Origin of the sequence: Tritonibacter horizontis, from assembly GCF_001518015.1 — a bacterium.
GTDB lineage: Bacteria > Pseudomonadota > Alphaproteobacteria > Rhodobacterales > Rhodobacteraceae > Epibacterium > Epibacterium horizontis.
This window is the reverse complement of the sequence record NZ_LPUY01000134.1, coordinates 34,158-53,712: the sequence shown is the minus strand read 5'-3', so window position 1 is coordinate 53,712 and position 19,555 is coordinate 34,158. Positions and strand designations below refer to the sequence as shown.

Here is a 19,555-nt window from a genome sequence, read left to right as displayed (position 1 = left end):
CCCCGCTGCGCGGAACGGGCTTGGCGCCCTTTCTGCGCCTGTAACAGGAAGGGACATCTATGACCGATACAAAGAAAACTGCCCAGCTCAGCCTGAATGGCGAGACATACGAGCTGCCGATATTCTCGCCGACTGCGGGCCCCGATGTTCTGGACATCCGCAAACTTTACGCGCAGGCGGGCGTCTTCACTTATGATCCCGGGTTCACCTCCACCGCGAGCTGTGACAGCACCATCACCTATATCGACGGCAACGAAGGTATCCTGCTGCATCGCGGTTACCCGATCGACCAGCTGGCCGGCAAATCGCATTACCTCGAGGTCTGCTACCTGCTGCTTTATGGTGAACTGCCCACGGCCACGCAGCTTGAGGATTTCGAAACCCGCGTGACCCGTCACACGATGGTGCACGAGCAGATGCACAACTTCTTCCGCGGTTTCCGTCGCGATGCGCATCCGATGGCCACCATGGTCGGCGTTGTCGGCGCCATGTCCGCCTTCTATCACGACTCCACCGATATTGCCGATCCGTGGCAGCGCGAAGTGGCTGCGATCCGTCTGATCGCGAAACTGCCGACCATCGCTGCGATGGCGTATAAATACTCCATCGGTCAGCCGTTTGTATATCCGCGCAACGATCTGGATTATGCTGCGAATTTCCTCAACATGTGTTTCTCGGTTCCGGCCGAAAATTACCATGTGGACCCGATCCTGGCCCGCGCCATGGACCGGATCTTTACGCTGCATGCTGATCACGAGCAGAACGCGTCGACCTCGACCGTGCGGCTGGCCTCCTCCTCCGGGGCGAACCCGTTTGCCTGCATCGCGGCCGGTATCGCCTGTCTCTGGGGGCCGGCACATGGCGGCGCCAACCAGGCCTGTCTGGAAATGCTCAAGGAAATCGGCTCGGTCGACCGTATCCCGGAGTTCATCGCCCGCGCCAAGGACAAGAACGATCCGTTCCGTCTGATGGGCTTTGGCCACCGGGTCTACAAAAACACCGACCCGCGCGCCAAGGTTCTGAAACAGTCCGCCGATGAGGTGCTGGAGCTGCTGGGTGTCGAAGACAACCCGCTGCTGCAGGTCGCCAAGGAACTGGAGCAGACCGCGCTCAACGATCCTTACTTCATCGAGAAGAAGCTGTTCCCCAACGTCGACTTCTACTCCGGTATCATCCTGGAGGCGATGGGCTTCCCGACTTCGATGTTCACCCCGATTTTTGCGCTGTCGCGCACAGTTGGCTGGATTTCGCAGTGGAAAGAGATGATCGGCGATCCGCAAAACAAGATCGGTCGCCCGCGTCAGCTGTACCTCGGCGATACCGAGCGCGACTACGTGGATATCGAGAACCGCTGATTTTCAGAGCCTTCTCAGTGACTTGAAACAGATAGAGCCGTCGATGGATGACATCGGCGGCTTTTTCTATGCCCTCAAACCCGATGCGTGAATTGGTGCCCCTGCGGAAACAATCGCGTCTGACCAGTTCTGAAAATAAAAGATTGCGAATAGACAATTTGTGGTAACATATTGTTAACTTTTAAATCATTTGCGAGGGCGCGACTTTGTTTTTGACCATATTTGGAACCCTACTGGCGGCTGGTCTTTTGATTTCCATCGACGACGATGATGATGTCTCGAACCGTCCGGGACCGGACGACGACGGCGAGCCCGATGACGGCCCGGATCAGGATATTCAGCTGACCGGATCAATCTTTGACGATGTTCTCAGCGGTGCTGGCGGCAATGACCTGTTGCTGGGCGGCGATGGCAACGACACGCTCTACGGGCTTGAGGGCGACGACACCCTGCAAGGCGAGGCCGGCGACGATGACCTGCGCGCGGGCAAAGGCGATGACAGCGTGCGCGGTGGCGTCGGCAATGACACCATGCGCGGCTCTGATGGCAACGACACGCTGAACGGCCGCGCCGACGATGACCTGATCTATGGCGGCAATGACGACGACACCATCCTCGGCGAGCTCGGCAATGACATGTTGCGCGGCGAAGACGGCGACGATGTGGTTCTGGGCGGCGACGGCGAGGACACAATGCGCGGTGGACCCGGCGAAGACACCCTTGCGGGTGGCACCGGCAACGACCATCTCAACGGCCGCGACGGCAACGACTGGCTTTTGGGTGAGACCGGCGATGATAGCCTGCTGGGCGAAACCGGCTCTGACATCCTGAACGGCGGCGCGGGCGACGACACCCTGTCCGGCGGCACCAGGATTGACGTGATGCTCGGTGGCAACGGCGATGACCAGATGTCTGGCGGCGCAGGCAATGACTATCTCGAAGGCGGCAACGGCGACGATCTCCTGCGTGGCAACTCTGGCGATGACGCCCTGCATGGCGCGGCCGGGGCCGATACGATCTATGGCGGCAGTGGCGACGACCTGCTGAACGGCGCGACCTTCCTGCCCGATACCGCGATGGATACCTTCGAAGCGCGCGACGCCTTCAACGACGGATTTGACCCGCGCGAGGCGATTGTCAGCCGTGATGCCTTCTACGGGTTTGCCGAAGACGACGAGGATGAGCTGTTTGGCGGCGAAGGCAACGACACGCTGGTCGGCGATGCCGGCGACATCCTGAGCGGTGGCGCGGGCGACGATGTCTTTCTGGTTGGGGACTGGATTGATGCAGGCTCCGTCATCATCAACGACTTCGACCCGGCAAGCGAAAAAATCGTGTTCCAGCATGGCCTTGACCTGGATGCTACCTTTACCGCCGAGACCACGTTTGATTCCGATGGCGACGCGGATGTGGAGCTTTACATGAACGGTGATCTGTTGGCGCTGGTCCGGGGCAACGACGATCCCGAGGCCGTACTTGCGGCGGTGGAACTGCAGGCTCGCAGCGCCCCTGCCGCCTGATCGCAGCAGACCTCCCGAACCAGACCACCCGAACAAGAAAACGCCGCCGGCCCCAGCAGGGTCGGCGGCGTTTTGATCTGTCCCGTCCGCTCTGTCCCGTCAGATCTGCACGGTCAGTCTGCACGGTCAGTCTGCACCGTCAGGTCGACCTGTCAGCAGGTCGACCTGACAGGCCTGACCCGGCTCAGCGCCCCTCGAAATCCGGTTTGCGTTTTTCGACGAAGGCGGTGACCCCTTCCATAAAATCGCGACTGTGGCCAAGCGTGCCCTGCAGCGTGGCCTCCAATGACAATTGTTCGGACAGACTGTTGGTGGTGGACTGCCGCAGCGCCTGTTTGATCGCGCCAAAGGCCTTGGACGGCCCGCTGGCAAGATGCCGCGCCCGCGCAGCCCAATGGGCGGCAAAGGCGTCATCCGCCACGGCCTCCCAGATCATGCCCCAATCGCTCGCCTGACGGGCGCTGATTTTATCTGCGAACAAGGCCGCCCCCATCGCCTTGGCCAACCCCATCTGGCGCGGCAGCACCCAGGTCCCACCCGCATCCGGCATCAGGCCAATCCGGGCAAAGGCCTGCAGGAAATAGGCGCTTTCGGTGGCGATCACCACATCGGCCGCAAGCGCCAGATTGGCCCCGGCCCCGGCGGCCGGCCCGTTCACAGCCGAAATCGTCGGCACCGGACATTCAAAGATCGCTTCGAGCATCGGCGTGTATTCGTCGCGCAACGTGCGCTCCAGATCGATCTGGTTGCCGCCGGAGGATGCATCCTTCAGGTCCTGTCCGGTGCAGAAGGCGTTGCCCGCGCCGGTCAGGACCACCGCGCGTGCCTCGCCGGCGGCGGCCTTCATGGCGTGGGTGATTTCCGCCCGCATCTGACTGGTCAATGCATTCATGCTCTGCGGGCGGTTCAAAGTCACGGTCGCAAGCCCGTTGTCGAGCGAATACTGAATGTCGCGATAGTCCATGCGTAATACTTCCCTGTTGGCGATCTCCGCATGTTGACCTAAGCACTCGCCCACGAAAAGACAAACGCCGCGTCAGGATTTCCCGGACGGGGCTTGCGTTTTTTGCCGCGCATTCAGATCCCGCAGCAAAGCCGCCCCTTCCGGATCCATCGGTGTCTCCACGCGCGCGTAATCAGAGCCATCGGGGTTGCGCGTCAGGAGCTTCATTTCGACCAGGCTGCGGCGGATCTGGGCGGCGTCACGAAAGACGGTCAACTCGTCCAGAATGGCACTGATCTGCCGCTCATCCCAGCCTTCTCGGGCCGGCAACCGCGCCCAGATCACCCACAGGCAAAGCGCCCGCACGCTGCGTTTGTGCGGCCAGACCTCCCATCGCCCACGGGCATCAAAACAGCGCGCCGCCCGCGCGACGCGCCTGGCATCTATCACCGGTGTCGGCGGGGTCTGGCGGCTCAGGTGCTGAAAGTTTCGAAACCCGGCGGCCCGGGCAACGATGTTCAGCATCTCGACATGACTGGGGTCTGTCCTGCGCTCCACACTCAACGCGCGGCGCAGTTGTTTGGCAAAACCCGACACATCCGGGATGGTCAGGCGAATTACGTCCTTGGACATCTTGTCCTCCAAAGCTCAGAGGATGCCTGTCGCAGAGATCCCCCCGCGCGGAGGTCCGCCCTTGTCCATAGGCATCCAGAATTGGAAACGCCGATGTCGTCCGTAAATCGCAGGTTTAGCAAATGGCGGAGCCTTGGTGAACTGCGGACCAAGGCTTTGATAGCAAATCCGACCCTACGGCGCAATCTAGTCTCTGAGGATCTCTTGCAACCGCGCGGTTTCCTCGGCGCTGAGGGTTGTGTTGTCTTGCGGCGTGTCGGCGGCGCGGTGACGCAGGTAGCGGATCGCCACCCCCAGCGCCAGCAGCAACATCAGCGGGCCGGCGGCCCATAAAATCCAGTTGGCGCCGCGGGTTGTGGGCCGTAACAGCACATATTCACCGTAGCGTTCCACCATAAAGGCCATCGCCGCTGCGTCGCTGTCCCCGGCCAGCAGACGTTCGCGCAGCACCAGCCGCAGATCGCGGGCCAGATCGGCGTTGGACTCGTCGATGCTCTCGTTGCGGCAGACCATGCAACGCAGGTCCTTGGACAGCGCACGGGCACGTGCCTCCAGCGCCGGATCCTGCAGCACCTCGTCCGGCTGGACCGCGGCCACGGCCACCGGCAGGGCCAGCAGAAACAGCAGCGCAACTCCGGTTTTTAGCAATCGGATCATTCCGCAGGCACCCCTGTCACCGGTGTTTTGCGCGCCCCCGCCGCCACCCGGAACCGGCGATCCGTGAGGCTGAGCAAACCGCCAAAGGCCATCAGCAGACAGCCGCCCCAGATCCAGTTGGCAAAGGGTTTGATATAGGTCCGGACCGTATACCCGCCGCCCTCCTGCGCGTCGCCGATCACCACATAGAGGTCACGGGTGAACCGATAGTCGATCGCGGCCTCGGTGGTGGGCATCTGCGCCACCGGGTAGATCCGTTTTTCGGGGGTCAGGGTCGCGACGGCGCGCCCCTCGTGGAACACTTCGACGACGCCTTGGGTGGTGAAGTAATTCGGCCCGCGCCCCTCGGTGACGCCGGTCAGAACCAGCTGATAGGCCCCGACCTGGAACGGCGCGTCAATCTGCGCGATGCGAATGTCTTCCTGCTCCCAGGCGGTGAGCCCGGCAATGGCAAACAAGGTGACGCCAAGCCCGGCATGGGCGACCGATTTGCCCCAATCCGCACGCGGCAGCCGCCACAGACGATGAAGTCGCCCCACATGGCCGATCCGGGACCACAGGTCCATCGCGGCCCCGAAAACGATCCAGGTCCCAAGCAAGACACCTATCGGGCCAAGCAGGCTCTTGTCGCTCTGCAAGGACCAGACCAGCCCCGCCAGCGCCAGCGCAAGGCCACCCGCGTAGCGCAGCGACCAGAGCGTCCGCCCGATCCGGGCCCGTTTCCATGGCAGCATGGCGCCGATGGGCATGATGATCCCCAGCGCCACCATGAAGGGCGGGAAGGCCGCATTGAAAAACGGCGCCCCCACAGAGAGTTTGCGGTCAAAGAGCATCTCGGCGACAACCGGCCAGAGGGTGCCGACAAAGACCACAAAGCAGCTGACCGCGAGGAACAGATTGTTGGCGACCAAGGCGCTTTCACGGCTGACCATGGAAAACACGCCCTTGGCCTCCATCGACTGTGCCCGCAAGGCAAACAACGTCAGCGCGCCGCCGGTAAACAGGGCCAAAATGAACAGGATGACCACCCCGCGTTCGGGGTCGTTGGCAAAGGCATGAACCGAGGTCAAAAGCCCGGACCGCACGATGAACGTGCCGATCAGCGAGAAGCCAAAGGCTAGGATCGCCAGCAGGATGGTCCAGCTTTTCAGGCTTTCGCGCTTTTCCACAACGATGGCCGAATGCAGCAGCGCCGCAGACAGCAACCAGGGCATAAAAGACGCGTTCTCCACCGGGTCCCAGAACCAGAACCCGCCCCAGCCCAGCTCGTAATAGGCCCACCAGGAGCCAAGCGCGATGCCAATGGTGAGGAAGATCCAGGCCGCCAGCGTCCAGGGGCGCACCCAGCGGCCCCAGGCTGCATCCACCCGCCCTTCGATCAGGGCGGCGACCGCAAAGGAAAATGCCATCGAAAGGCCGACATAGCCCAGATAGAGGAATGGCGGGTGAAAGGCCAACCCCGGATCCTGCAGCAGCGGGTTCAGATCCTGGCCGTCAAAAGGCGGATTGATCAGCCGCACAAACGGGTTGGAGGTGAACAGGATAAAGGCGAAAAACGCAACGCCAATCGCGGCCTGCACCGCCAGCACCCGCGCCTTTAGCGTCGGTGGCAGACCCGCGCCCCCCAGCGACGCCGCCGCGCCAAACAGGCTGACAATCAGCACCCACAACAGCATGGACCCCTCGTGATTGCCCCAGGTGCCGGAGATTTTATAGAGCATCGGCTTGGCCGAATGGCTGTTCAGCGTCACCAGCCGCACCGAGAAATCCGAAGTCACAAAGGCCCACATCAGCGCGCCAAACGCAAAGGCGGTGAACAGGAACTGCGCCTGAGCGGCAGGCTCTGCGACCGCCATCCAGCCGGACCAGCGTTTCTGGGCCCCGATCATGGGGATCACCATCTGGACGATGGCGATCATGAAGGCGAGGATGAGGGCGAAGTGACCGAGCTCTGTAATCATAAGTCTTCCTATATCCGCAGCGCCTGTCAGCGCCAATCACATTTCCCCGCGTCGCGCGGTCGCAGGCGCGCATTACGCGGCCGCACCGCGACGTCGCCAGGCCGCCAGCGCCGGGTTTTCGCCCGCCGGATGCCGGGCGGTTTCTATCGCGGGATCCCCGGTGGTGGCCGCCTGACCCTGGTTCAGACTGTCGAGGTTGGCGACCACCTGCGGCACGCGGGCCAGACTGCGGGCGATCCCTTCCTGAAAGGCCTGGGTCTTGGCCTGACTGCGGGCGCCAAAGTAAAACGACACCACAATCCCCAACAGCCACCACAGCGGCTCTGGCACCAGGGCGATCCCCTGCATGCGGGCCGCGAACCAGAGCGGATCGACCATTGCCGCCATCATCAACCCCAGGGTGCCAAGCGCCAGCATCGGGCGCGGCAGCCGGTTCAGGCCATCCATGAAACGATCAAATCCGCCGCGATTTGCAACGGCAAATTCGGTCGCGAACTGCGCCAATGCCGCCGACTGAAGATCATGCGCCCGCACGGCCGATTGTTCGCTGTTCTCACGAAAAATCTCGGCCGTTTCCCGGATCACGTTCCGGCGATCGCCAAAAAGCATGGCCCAAAGGCCGGAAAACACGCTCATGTCCCTACCCCCAGGCCGCAGTCCGGGCGGCAAATGCCGCGTCGGACAGGTGATAGCCCGCGGAAATGAAATCCTCGGCCCGTTTGATCCAGCCCCCTTTGGTGCCGGCGCGGGTGCGGGCGAATTTACGGCTGGCCGGACGGCGGTCCGCCAAATCGAAATAGTAGTTGCGGCGCGCGATCCCATAGGCATCGACGAAGGCCGCCATATCCACGGCCGCCGCCGCATGGGCGGCACGGGCGGTCAGCGGGCCAAGCACCCCGTCCCGTCTGAGATCATGCCCCATCTGGTTCAGCAACCCTTGCAGGATCCGCACCGCGTTGGAGCCGGCGTTGACGTACATGTCAAAGACGCTGGCCTGCAGCGGTTCCGGCAACAGCGGGAGGCCGGGTTTGTGAAAATACTCCTTCAGGAAGATCTCCACCGCCGTGTCCCGATCAAGGGCGCGCACATCCGACGAGGTGACTGCGCCATCGCCGGTCAGATCCAGCCCGAGGCGGCGCAGGGTGTGGATGGTCACGCCATGATTGGTGGCCCCGCCCGGATCGTCCGGGTCGTCGACAAATCCCCCCTCACGGGTGACGATTTCATTGGCAATTCGGGAAACATCCATGCTTGGTCCTCCACTTCGGGCTGCGGAGAGACTAGCACTCAGGATTTGACATCTTCTGCCCAGAGCGTGCGGCGGGGGCGCAACGGGCGCGGATCAGCTGTCGCTGTCGCGGTAGACGCCCTGTTCCTTGAGCGCGTCGGTGACCTCTTTGGGCATATAGGTCTCGTCATGTTTGGCAAGGATTTCAGAGGCTTCAAAAACACCGTTGATGTATGTTCCGGTGCCGATCATGCCCTGGTTTTCCTCAAACAGATCCGGCAGGACCCCTTTGAATGTCACCGGCACGCTGGCGCCGCCATCGGTGACGGAGAACATGACCACCTCGCCCTGTCCACGTTTGAGCGAGCCTTCTTCGACAAGACCGCCCAACCGAAAGACCTCCTGCGCCTGCGGCGGCTCTGCCATCACTTGCGAGGGGGAGCGGAAATAGTTGATCCCGTCCCGCATCGCGTAGCCAATCAGCGCCGTGGCACCCACAAGCGCCACAGCGGTCAGGGCAATGATCTGGATCCGCCGCTGTTTCTTCAGGGACTTCATCGGGGCCTCCGCCGGGTCAGGGGAACAGCGGCGCCATCATCAGCCCCGCAGTTTCGTCCTCACCTAACATCAGGTTCGCATTCTGCAAGGCCTGACCGCTGCTACCTTTTGTCAGGTTGTCCAACGCCGCGAACACGGTGGCGCGCCCGGCGACGCGGTCAGCGGCGACACCGATATGCACAAAGTTGGAGCCGCGCACATCATGGGTCGAGGGCGCAGTGCCGAAGGGCAGCACCTCGATGAAGGGTTCCTCTCTGTAGGCGGCCGCGAAGGTGGCGTGGATATCTACCGCGTCCCCTTTGACATAGGTGGTCGCCAGAATGCCCCGGTTGACCGGCAACAGATGCGGTGTGAACTGCACCTTGACCGGGCGCCCCGCGATCAGGGAAAACTCCTGATCGAATTCGCCCAAGTGGCGATGGGTGCTGCCAAGCGCATAGGCGTTGTAGCCTTCGGACAATTCGGCGTGCAGCAGGTTTTCCTTGAGCGCCCGCCCGGCGCCGGAGACCGCGCATTTCATGTCGAGAATGATCTCGTCCAGATCAATCACCCCGGCCGAAATCAGCGGCCGCAGGGCAAATTGCCCGGTCGCCGCATTGCAGCCAGTGCCGGCCACCAGACGGGCCGAGGTGATCTCGGAGCGATAAAATTCGGTCAGGCCATAAACGGCCTCGCCCTGCTGCGCCAAAGCGGCATGGGCATTGCCATACCATTTTTCATATTCAGCAGGATCGCGCAGCCGGAAATCCGCCGACAGATCGACGATCTTCAGATCCGAGGGCAGGTTCGCGATCACCTGCTGGCTGGTTTTATGCGGCAGCGCGCAAAAGCACAGGTCGATCTGAGAGAAATCAATTTCATCGATTGTACAAAGGGTTGGCAGCGACAGGTGACGCAGGTGCGGGAACACATCTGCCATCTGCATGCCGGCCTTACGCTCTGCCCCAAGCGCGGTGATTTCGATATTCGGATGCTGAGAGATCAGCCGGATCAGTTCGGCGCCGGTGTAACCGGACGCGCCAAGAATTGCCACGTTATGGGCCATGTCTAAACCTCGAAAACTTCACGAGTGAAAGGGGTCGCTGCGGCCGCAGCGAAGAAACTGGGGTCGGGCGTCAGGTTAGGAGACCTCACGCCGCATCAAAAGTGATTTCTCGTCGGAGAAACTGCGTCGCGCGGCTGCTGACGCGGGCCGGATTGCCGGTGGTGACATAGCCACCTGCCCCGGTTCCCAACATCTGTGGCCGCCGGTCAAGGTAATGCGCCAGGCTGTCGGCAACCAGTCGTCCCTGGCTGAAGACCTGCACATCAGCGCCGAGAGCGGCCTGAAACACCGGCTCCATCAGCGGGTAATGGGTACAGCCGAGGATGGCCGCCTCCGGTTTGGGCATCTTGCGCAGCAAGGCATCGACGTGGCTTTTGACCAGCGCTTCGGCCAGGATCATGTCGCCGTCTTCTATGGCATCGACCACGCCGCCGCAGGCCTGCGCCTCGACATCGACGCCAATGGCACGGAACGCCAGTTCCCGCTGAAAGGCGCGGCTGGCGACCGTGGCCGGGGTGGCAAAAAGCGCCACATGTTTCACGGCCACTTCGCGAGGCGGCGAATTGTCGCCCCACTCGCGTTCGGTCAGCGCCTCGATCAACGGGACGAACACCCCAAGCACCCGTTTGCCCTGTGGCACGCCCGCCTCCTGCATCCGGCGCAGCGCCGCCGCAGAGGCCGTGTTGCAGGCCAGGATCACCAGATCGCAGCCGCGGTCCCACATATTGTGCACTGCAGCCTGGGTCAGCTGAAAGATGTCCTCGGCGTCGCGCACACCGTAAGGGGCGTGGCTGTTGTCACCGTAATACAGGAAATCCACCTCTGGCAGGCGCTTTTGCACCGCATCCAGAACCGTCAGCCCGCCGAGGCCGGAATCAAAAATGCCAACTGCCATGCCACACTGCCTTCGTGCGAGAGCCGTTCAGGCCCGGTGTTTTTCTTCGAACTCGAACCCGTAGTCATAGGATTTGAGCGGGGTTGGAGACAGCTCATACGTCGCTTTGCGCAGAAAATCCATCATTGCTTTGGAATCCCGGGACAAGGGGTCCAGCACATCGCGCCCGATTGGCGCGCCGACGACGACCTTGACCGGCGTATCCACCCGCTTGCGGAACTCCTTGATCAACAACCCCATCCGCAAGGTGCAATGCAGATGCGAGGCGATCTGGAACAAGCGCGACGTGTGGCCATCGAAATAGACCGGCACAACCACCGCGTCGGATTTGGCCACCATGCGCGCGGTAAACCCGCGCCAGCCCGGATCCATCGGATGGTCAAAGGGTTTCGCCGCAGTGGACACGGTGCCGCCGGGAAAGATGCCGATTGCGCCGCCCTGCGACAGGTAGTCCAGCGCATCCTTGCGGGTGTTCAGGTTGGTTTTGATCGCTTCTTTGGATTGTTCAAAGGAGATCGGCAGGATCACCTTGTTCAGATCCTCGGCCTTGCGAAACACCTGATGCGCCAGAATGCGGAAATCGCCACGGGTCCGGGACAGGATATGCCCCATCATCAACCCGTCGAGAATGCCATAGGGATGGTTGGCGATCAGGATCACGGGTTTGTCGCGCGGAATATTGTCCAGGCTGCCGCCAACCACATCGAGGGTCAGCCCGTAGCGTTCGACAATCACATCCCAGAAGTTGCGGCCAGAGGCAACTTCGCTGTCGTAGCCTTTGGCACGTTTGATCAACCGCAACCGACCAGTGGTGTTTTCCATCAGCCGGATCATGATCCGCCCAGGCCGCGTTTCTGCGGAATGGGAATAGGAAATATCGCGAGCGATGTGGTGACGCTCAATCATGTCGTGGGAAACTCCATTCAGACCGCAGATCTGGCACCCGTGTTCCAGATGCACGACCCCCTAAGGCTGGACAGTATATTTGCCCAGCCTTGATAACACATTGATGGCCTCAACAGAAGATGACAGTGACCAAGCCGCCACTATTCGGCGGCGACCTCCAGTGGCGGTTTGCCCTGGGTCAAGGCTGACAAGAGCGCCTCGCGCCGCTTTGCAGCCTCTTGTTCGCTCTTCATCTTGACCGGACCAAAGCCGCGGATCTGCAGCGGCAGTTCCGCCAGCGCGACCAGAGCCTCCTTGTGGGCGGTATCCACCCTGGGCAGCCAGGTTTTCATATCCGCCTCGTATTGCTTGATCAGCGCGCGCTCCATCTTGCGCTCTGCGGTATAGCCAAAGACATCCAGAGGCGTGCCGCGCAGGGGTTTCAGTTTCGCCAGCAGACGGAACAGTCGCTCGGTGCCGGGACCGAATTTGCGCTTTTTCGGGCGCCCATTGGCGTCCGTCCCTCCCAGCAGCGGCGGCGCGAGGTTGAAAGAGATCTTCAGATCGCCGTCAAATTCGGCTTCGGCCTTCTCACGGCTCGACAACAACAGCCGCGCGACCTCGTATTCATCCTTGTAGGACAACAGCTTGTGATAGCCCTTGGCGACGGCTTCCTTGACCTCCGGGTCGGTGATCTGGTCGAGCATCGCAGTATAGCGTTTCGCCAGCCGCTCGCCCTGGTAATCAACCAGTTGCGCCCGGCGATAGGCGATCTTGTCCTCCAGCGTTTGCGGGAGCGTGACGACGCTGGGGGCCAGAACCTCGGCCGCCTGCTCGGGATAGAGGACAGCCCAGCGACCGATGTCAAAGGCCCGCAGGTTCTTGTCCACCGCCGCGCCGTTCAGCTCGATCGCCTGTTTCAACGCCGCAAAAGAAACCGGGATCAGCCCCCGTTGCCAGGCGGCGCCAAAGACCATCATGTTGGAAAAGATGGAATCGCCCATCAACACGCGGGCCAGCTCTGAGGCGTCAAACAGGTCGACCCGCTCGCGCAGACGCGCCTGAAGGGCGACCTGCAACCTATCGCTGGGTATGGCAAAATCGGTATTGCGCGTGAATTCACCGGTGATGATTTCATGGCTGTTCACAACCGCGCCGGTGCGCCCGGTGGCTGTCAGCCCCAGGGTCTTTGCCCCGGCGCTGACGACAAGGTCGCCGCCGATCAAGGCATCGGCCTCGCCCGTGGCAACACGGATGGCGCTGATATCTTCGGGTGCCTCGGCGATCCGGCAATGGATATGCACGGCGCCGCCCTTTTGTGCGAGACCCGCCATTTCCATCATGCCGGCCCCTTTGCCATCGATCTGGGCCGCCTGCGCCAGAACCGCGCCAATGGTCACAACGCCCGTGCCGCCAACGCCGGTGATCACGACGTTATGGGTGCCCTTGATGACGGGCAGGTCCGGTTCCGGCAGGTCAGGCAAGTCGACGCTGGCGGTGGCGCTTTTTTTGATCTTGGCGCCCTCCACCGTGAGGAACGAGGGGCAAAACCCGTTGACGCAAGAGAAATCCTTGTTGCAGCTTGACTGATCAATGGCCCGCTTGCGGCCCAGTTCGGTTTCTTTCGGCACGATGGAGACACAGTTGGATTGCACCCCGCAATCGCCGCAGCCCTCGCAGACATCCGAATTGATCAGCACCCGCTGGTCCGGATCCGGGAACAGGCCCTTTTTACGACGACGCCGTTTTTCAGCCGCGCAGGTCTGGATGTAAATGATGGCGGAAACGCCCTCGCGTTTTTCAAACTCCCGCTGCACGGTCATCAGCTCGGCCCGTTCATGCATGCGCATGCCGCTGGGGAAATTCCTGGCGTCGACGTCTTCTTTTTCGTCGTAGACCACGGCAATGGATTTGACACCCATCGCGGTCAGCTCATGCGCGATCTGATGCGCCGTCAGGCCGCCTTCGGCCTGCTGTCCGCCGGTCATCGCGACGGCATCGTTGAACAGGATCTTATAGGTGATATTGGTGCCTTCAGCCAGCGCTGCACGGATCGCCATCACCCCGGAGTGGTTGTAAGTTCCGTCGCCAAGGTTCTGAAAAACATGGGTTCTTTTGGAAAACGGCGCCTCGCCGATCCAATTTGCACCCTCGCCGCCCATATGGGTGAAGCCCACCGTTTCCCGGTCCATCCACTGCACCATGAAGTGGCAGCCAATACCGGCATACGCGCGCGACCCGTCCGGCAGCTTGGTCGAGGAGTTATGCGGGCAACCCGAACAGAAATACGGCAAACGGGCCGCGATTTCTTCGGCGTTGTCGGCGCGGCGGGCGTCATCCAGCGCGGCCAGCCCGGCACGGATCGCCTCTGCGTCGCGGCCCTCTTCGAGCAGGATATTGCCCAGCTTTTCAGCGATCATAATCGGGTCGAGCGCGTATTTGGTCGGAAACAGCTCGTCGCGATGGATGCCACCTGCCCCGCCCTTGTACCAGCCATAAACACGCCGACCGCGCCGGTCGTCAAAGATCGCTTCCTTGATCTGGATCTCGATCAGCTTGCGCTTTTCCTCGACCACGACAATCAGATCCAGCCCTTCGGCCCAGTCGTGAAAACCCTTCATGTCCATCGGCCAGGTCTGGCCCACCTTATAGGTGGTGATACCCAGGCGCTCTGCCATGTTTTCGTCGATATTCAAGAGGCTTAGCGCATGAACCAGATCCAGCCAGTTCTTGCCCGCGGCCACGAATCCGATCTTGGCACCGGGCTTGCCCCAGACCCGTTTGTCCATCTTGTTGGCATGGCTGAAGGCCTCGGCGGCAAACCGACGATAGTCGATAATGCGGTCTTCCTGACGAAAGCGATCATCGTCGAGTCGGATGTTCAGCCCATCAGCGGGCATGTTGAACTCCGGCGTCTGCAGCTGCATCCGGTTCGGATTGCCATCCACGACCGAGGTGACCTCGATGGTGTCTTTCATCGTCTTGAGACCGACCCAAAGCCCGGAAAACCGGGACAAAGCATAGCCATAGACGCCGTAGTCGAGAATTTCCTGCACCCCGGCGGGGCTGACAATCGGCAGGTAACAATCCAGCAGCGACCATTCCGACTGGTGCAGCACGGTGGAGCTTTCGCCGGTGTGGTCATCCCCCATGGCGACCAGCACGCCGCCGTGTTTGGACGAGCCGGCCATATTGGCATGACGCAGCGCATCGCCAGAGCGGTCCACGCCCGGCCCCTTGCCATACCACAGCCCAAAAACACCGTCGTATTTGCCCTCGCCGCGGATTTCCGCCTGCTGCGCCCCCCAGAGCGCGGTAACCGCCAGATCTTCGTTCAAACCGTACTGAAATTTGACATCTGATTGCAGCAACTGCTTTTCCGCGCGCTTCATCTGCATGTCGACCGCGCCCAGCGGTGAGCCGCGATAGCCGGTGACCAGCCCCGCGGTATTCAGGCCTGCCGCAACGTCGCGGGCCTTCTGCATCAGCATCAAGCGCACCAGCGCCTGCGTCCCGTTCAAAAGAACAGGCGATTTTTCAAGATCATAACGGTCATTGAGCGAAATTTTCTGCGTGCTCATCCAGGCCTCCTCAACCATGACTAGCTTGCATTTTGGATCCAATAATAGGTCATAAGTACTGACCTGTATAGCCGTTTATCAAAGAATCCGTGTAAGTCGCCGGTAAGGTTTGAAACTTAGCATGTTCTTCATGTAGTTTGAGGGAAAGAGGCAGAAAGAGTAGAACCAATGGATTGGGACAAGCTAAGGATCTTTCACGCGGTGGCGGATGCGGGCAGTTTGACCCACGCCGGCGATCGGCTCAACCTGTCCCAATCTGCCGTTTCGCGTCAGATTCGGGGGCTGGAAGAGAGCCTGAACGCCACACTGTTTCATCGACACGCCCGTGGCCTGATCCTGACGGAACAGGGCGAATTGCTGTTTGATGCCACCAGAACCATGTCAAAGCGGCTGGAAACGGCCTCCGCCAGGATTCGCGACAGCGAAGAAGGCGTCTTTGGCGAGCTGCGTGTCACCACCACAACCGGGTTTGGCACCCTCTGGCTGGCGCCGCGTCTGGCCAAGCTTTACGAACAATATCCAAACCTGAAGATCGACCTGATGCTTGAGGAGCGGGTGCTGGACCTGCCCATGCGCGAGGCCGATGTGGCGATCCGCATGAAAGAGCCGAGCCAGGCCGACCTGATCCGCAAACGGCTGATGACCGTGCAGATGCGGCTTTATGCCTCGCGCGGCTACATCGACAAGACGGGCTGGCCCGAAACCATCGAGGAAATCAGCGATCACCGCCTGATCTGTCAGAGTCTGCGGTCGGCCCAGGTCGGGTCGGCCTCGGTGCTGGTGCAAAAGCTGATGACCCACAATCCCAAGTCACTGCTGACCGTGAACAACTATTTCGGCGTGTTGCAGGGGGTCTTGCAGGATCTGGGAATCGGCGTTTTGCCCGACTACGTGACCGAAGATTTCCCAGATCTGGTGCAGGTGTTGCCCAACGAAGACACCAATGGTGTGCCTGTCTACCTCGCCTATCCAGAAGAATTACGGCATTCTCAGCGGGTCTCCGCCTTCCGGGACTTTGTGCAGGATGAAATCATTACACATCGCAAGCACATGAAAGAGTTAGGGAAAATATAACGTAAGCCTAATTTTCAGGCGCAGCGCCTCAAAGCCATGCACTATGTGCATGGCGGGCTTGAGTTAACATGTGTTCCAAAACCCTTGCGAGACGCGAACGGGATCCCTAAATGCATCTGTATGAAGAGCGCGGCAAACACCGCACTTCATACCTCCCTGTTGGACTTCGGCCGAGCTTAGTGCTCGGCCTTTTTTTTGCCGGTTTGCCTGCCCTCGGGCAGATGCCAAAGCGGGAGCCTGGCGTTCACCCCCATCTGGCGCAGCTTTGACCACCATTCTGACATGGGTTTTGACGGTATTTTTTGAATGTGTCCCATGGCGCGGTACCAAATGCGACGCAGATACCGCGCTGCCGCACAACAAACAGGCATGCCGCGCGCCTTCGCACAGGGATTTGGCAAACGGCAAAGCGGCCATGCCCCACCTCATGCCCCCTTCCCCCGCCGCTGGGCTTGCTCTAAAAGGCCGGACAACTGAAGCGACCCCGGGGGCCATCAAAACGCCATGCAGGAACCAGCCATTACGCCTGAAGTGATCGACAGCCACGGTCTGAAACCAGATGAATACGACATGATCCTGGAGATCATCGGTCGGGAGCCTTCGTTTACCGAACTCGGCATTTTTTCTGCCATGTGGAACGAGCATTGTTCCTACAAATCCTCCAAGAAATGGCTGCGTGATCTGCCGACCTCCGGCCCGCAGGTCATCTGCGGCCCCGGTGAAAACGCGGGCATCGTTGATATCGGCGATGGGGATGCGGTGGTTTTCAAAATGGAAAGCCACAATCACCCCTCTTATATCGAGCCCTATCAGGGCGCGGCGACCGGCGTTGGCGGCATCCTGCGCGATGTGTTCACCATGGGCGCGCGTCCGATTGCCTCGATGAACTCGCTGTCCTTTGGCGAGCCGTCGCATCACAAGACCCGCCAGTTGGTCAATGGCGTGGTGGCCGGTGTCGGGGGATACGGCAACTGTTTCGGCGTGCCCTGTGTTGGCGGCGAAGTGCGCTTTGATCCGGCCTACAACGGCAACTGCCTCGTCAACGCCTTTGCCGCCGGTCTGGTCAAGACCGACATGATTTTCTACTCCGCCGCATCGGGCGTTGGCATGCCGGTGGTGTACCTCGGCGCGAAAACAGGCCGCGACGGGGTCGGTGGCGCCACCATGGCCTCGGCCGAATTCGATGACACCATCGAGGACAAGCGCCCCACGGTTCAGGTGGGCGACCCGTTCACCGAAAAGCGCCTGATGGAAGCCACGCTAGAGCTGATGCAAACCGGCGCGGTGATCTCCATTCAGGATATGGGCGCGGCGGGTCTGACCTGCTCTGCAGTGGAAATGGGCGACAAGGGCGGCCTTGGGGTGAAACTGAACCTCGAAGACGTGCCGCAGCGCGAAGAGAACATGACCGCCTACGAGATGATGCTGTCGGAGTCTCAGGAACGGATGCTGATGGTGCTGAAGCCTGAGCTTGAGGCCGAAGCCAAGGCGGTGTTCGAGAAATGGGATCTCGATTTTGCCATTGTCGGCGAAACCATTGCCGAGGACCGGTTCCTGATCCTGCACAATGGCGCGGTCAAGGCCGATCTGCCGCTGTCGAAACTCGCCTCCTCCGCGCCGGAATACGACCGTCCCTGGATCGAGACTGAGCCCCCTGCGCCGCTCACAGATGCAGACGTGCCGACCATTGACCCGATTGACGGGCTGAAGGCGCTGATTTCCAGCCCCAACTACGCCGGCAAACAGTGGGTCTATGAACAATATGACACCACCGTGATGGGCGATACCGCCCGTCGCCCCGGTCTGGGTGGCGGCATGGTGCGGGTGCATGGCACCAACAAGAAGCTGGCCTTCACCTCTGACGTGACCCCGCGCTACGTCAAGGCAAACCCCTTCGAGGGCGGCAAGCAAGCCGTGGCCGAAGCCTATCGCAATCTCTGTGCCGTCGGGGCCAAGCCCCTGGCGACGACCGATAACCTGAACTTTGGCAATCCCGAAAAACCAGAGATCATGGGCCAGTTCGTCGGCGCGCTCAAAGGCATCGGCGCGGCGGTCTCGGCCCTGGATATGCCCATCGTATCCGGCAATGTTTCGCTTTATAACGAGACCGACGGCCAGGCGATCCTGCCGACGCCCACCATTGGCGCCGTGGGTCTGGTCGCGGCGGATGAGGAGCCCATTCTGGGTGAGGCCCGCGACGGCCATATCCTGCTGTTGATTGGCGAAACCACGGGCCATCTGGGGCAATCCGCCCTGCTGCACGAGGTGTTCAACCGCCTCGACGGCGATGCGCCTGCGGTCGATCTGGCGGTGGAAAAACGCAACGGCGAGTTCATCCGCGCCAACCGCGATTTCATCCGGGGCTGCACCGATATCAGCGATGGCGGCATGGTCCTGGCCGCGTTTGAAATGGCCGAAGCCGCCGGCGTTGGCGTGCAGATCGACGCAGCCGATACCCCGACCCTCTTTGGCGAGGATCAGGGCCGGTATCTCGTTGCCTGCAACTTTGATCAGGCCGAGGCGCTGATGATCGCCGCCGGCCAGGCGGGTGTTCCGATCCTGACCATCGGCCGCTTTACCGGTGACACGGTCAAGATCGGCAGCTCCGAAGCACCGCTGGCCGACCTGTCGCAGATCTTCCGCTCCAGCTTTGCCGAGGCGGTGGCCTGACCGCAGGCAAACCGCGACAGGCGGACGATTTTGCGATAACCTCGCGACACTGGGCCTGGCCCTGCGCCCCGGCGCAGGGCCAGGCCCAACTGTGTTGGGCGGGGCCACCGGCCCGGTCCACAAGCAGGCGGGAGAGCGACCCGTCGACGCAGACCTTACATTCACAGTAGAGTTGCTTGCGTCCGACGTTGCGCAGCCCTACATTTTGTCGGCAGATCACCACAGCAAGGATGAGCCCATGCCAATGCAGGCCCATGAAATCGAAACCCTCCTGCGCGAGAGCTTCCCCAATGCCGAGATCCAGGTCGGGGGCAGCGATGGCGTGCATATGTCCGCCATGGTGGTGGACGAAAGCTTTCGTGGCAAGAATCGCGTTCAACAACAACGTGCTGTCTATGCCGCATTGAAGGGCAAGATGGATGGCCCGGATGGCGACCTGCACGCCCTCGCCCTGACCACCAAGGCGCCCGAGTGACATTAAAGTGACCGAGGTCCTGACAGCCTGCGCCGCAATCGCGCTTTTGGTTGTCTGGACTCTGGCATGTCTCTT

The 19,555-nt window shown here is 61.2% G+C and carries 16 protein-coding genes; 5 read left to right on the top strand and 11 right to left on the bottom strand.

Annotated elements, in window-relative coordinates:
* Positions 1 to 59: 59 nt before the first annotated feature.
* On the top strand, positions 60 to 1,355 hold the full coding sequence (gltA, locus tag TRIHO_RS21200) for a citrate synthase (protein ID WP_068248527.1): 1,296 nt from the start codon (positions 60 to 62) through the stop codon (positions 1,353 to 1,355).
* Between the two features lie 206 nt (positions 1,356 to 1,561).
* On the top strand, positions 1,562 to 2,875 hold the full coding sequence (locus TRIHO_RS21195; protein ID WP_068248525.1) for a calcium-binding protein: 1,314 nt from the start codon (positions 1,562 to 1,564) through the stop codon (positions 2,873 to 2,875).
* Positions 2,876 to 3,059: 184 nt separating this feature from the next.
* Here TRIHO_RS21195 and TRIHO_RS21190 read toward each other — a convergent pair whose 3' ends face one another.
* From TRIHO_RS21190 to TRIHO_RS21140, 11 genes are all read right to left on the bottom strand, one after another.
* Positions 3,060 to 3,839 carry an enoyl-CoA hydratase-related protein gene (locus TRIHO_RS21190; protein ID WP_068248523.1) on the bottom strand — a complete coding sequence of 260 codons (780 nt, stop codon included), beginning with the start codon at positions 3,837 to 3,839 and terminating at the stop codon, positions 3,060 to 3,062.
* A 72-nt stretch (positions 3,840 to 3,911) separates the two neighbouring features.
* Positions 3,912 to 4,451 (bottom strand): DUF2087 domain-containing protein, encoded by a 540-nt coding sequence (locus TRIHO_RS21185; RefSeq protein ID WP_068248522.1) that lies wholly within the window; start codon positions 4,449 to 4,451, stop codon positions 3,912 to 3,914.
* A gap of 186 nt (positions 4,452 to 4,637) precedes the next feature.
* Positions 4,638 to 5,108, bottom strand: a complete 471-nt coding sequence (locus TRIHO_RS21180; protein ID WP_068248520.1) for a cytochrome c-type biogenesis protein — start codon at positions 5,106 to 5,108, stop codon at positions 4,638 to 4,640.
* Positions 5,105 to 7,069 (bottom strand): heme lyase CcmF/NrfE family subunit, encoded by a 1,965-nt coding sequence (locus tag TRIHO_RS21175; protein WP_068248519.1) that lies wholly within the window; start codon positions 7,067 to 7,069, stop codon positions 5,105 to 5,107. The genes TRIHO_RS21180 and TRIHO_RS21175 overlap by 4 nt, the downstream gene beginning before the upstream one ends.
* A 72-nt stretch (positions 7,070 to 7,141) precedes the next feature.
* On the bottom strand, positions 7,142 to 7,705 hold the full coding sequence (locus TRIHO_RS21170) for a holin family protein (protein ID WP_068248517.1): 564 nt from the start codon (positions 7,703 to 7,705) through the stop codon (positions 7,142 to 7,144).
* Between the two features lie 4 nt (positions 7,706 to 7,709).
* The gene (locus TRIHO_RS21165; RefSeq protein ID WP_068248515.1) at positions 7,710 to 8,318 is read right to left on the bottom strand and encodes a holin-associated N-acetylmuramidase; all 609 of its coding nucleotides are present in this window, start codon (positions 8,316 to 8,318) and stop codon (positions 7,710 to 7,712) included.
* Between the two features lie 93 nt (positions 8,319 to 8,411).
* Positions 8,412 to 8,855 carry a cytochrome c maturation protein CcmE gene (ccmE, locus tag TRIHO_RS21160; RefSeq protein WP_068248513.1) on the bottom strand — a complete coding sequence of 148 codons (444 nt, stop codon included), beginning with the start codon at positions 8,853 to 8,855 and terminating at the stop codon, positions 8,412 to 8,414.
* Between the two features lie 16 nt (positions 8,856 to 8,871).
* The gene (gene argC / locus TRIHO_RS21155) at positions 8,872 to 9,900 is read right to left on the bottom strand and encodes an N-acetyl-gamma-glutamyl-phosphate reductase (RefSeq protein WP_068248512.1); all 1,029 of its coding nucleotides are present in this window, start codon (positions 9,898 to 9,900) and stop codon (positions 8,872 to 8,874) included.
* A gap of 85 nt (positions 9,901 to 9,985) precedes the next feature.
* Positions 9,986 to 10,795 carry a glutamate racemase gene (locus TRIHO_RS21150; RefSeq protein WP_068248510.1) on the bottom strand — a complete coding sequence of 270 codons (810 nt, stop codon included), beginning with the start codon at positions 10,793 to 10,795 and terminating at the stop codon, positions 9,986 to 9,988.
* A gap of 27 nt (positions 10,796 to 10,822) precedes the next feature.
* Positions 10,823 to 11,701, bottom strand: coding sequence for a lysophospholipid acyltransferase family protein (locus tag TRIHO_RS21145; protein ID WP_068248509.1), 879 nt, complete (start codon positions 11,699 to 11,701; stop codon positions 10,823 to 10,825).
* A gap of 140 nt (positions 11,702 to 11,841) precedes the next feature.
* Positions 11,842 to 15,261, bottom strand: coding sequence for an indolepyruvate ferredoxin oxidoreductase family protein (locus TRIHO_RS21140; protein WP_068248610.1), 3,420 nt, complete (start codon positions 15,259 to 15,261; stop codon positions 11,842 to 11,844).
* A gap of 168 nt (positions 15,262 to 15,429) precedes the next feature.
* Between TRIHO_RS21140 and TRIHO_RS21135 the strand changes: the two genes are divergently transcribed.
* The 3 genes from TRIHO_RS21135 (at position 15,430) to TRIHO_RS21125 (ending at position 19,480) form a co-directional block, all read left to right on the top strand.
* Entirely contained in the window at positions 15,430 to 16,335 is a 906-nt protein-coding gene (locus TRIHO_RS21135; RefSeq protein ID WP_068248507.1) for a LysR family transcriptional regulator, read from the top strand.
* A 504-nt stretch (positions 16,336 to 16,839) separates the two neighbouring features.
* A complete protein-coding gene (gene purL, locus TRIHO_RS21130) occupies positions 16,840 to 19,005 on the top strand; it encodes a phosphoribosylformylglycinamidine synthase subunit PurL (protein WP_068248505.1) in 2,166 nt (721 codons plus the stop codon).
* Between the two features lie 238 nt (positions 19,006 to 19,243).
* Complete coding sequence (locus tag TRIHO_RS21125) at positions 19,244 to 19,480, top strand: BolA/IbaG family iron-sulfur metabolism protein (RefSeq protein ID WP_068248608.1); 237 nt, start codon at positions 19,244 to 19,246, stop codon at positions 19,478 to 19,480.
* The last annotated feature ends 75 nt before the right edge of the window (positions 19,481 to 19,555 follow it).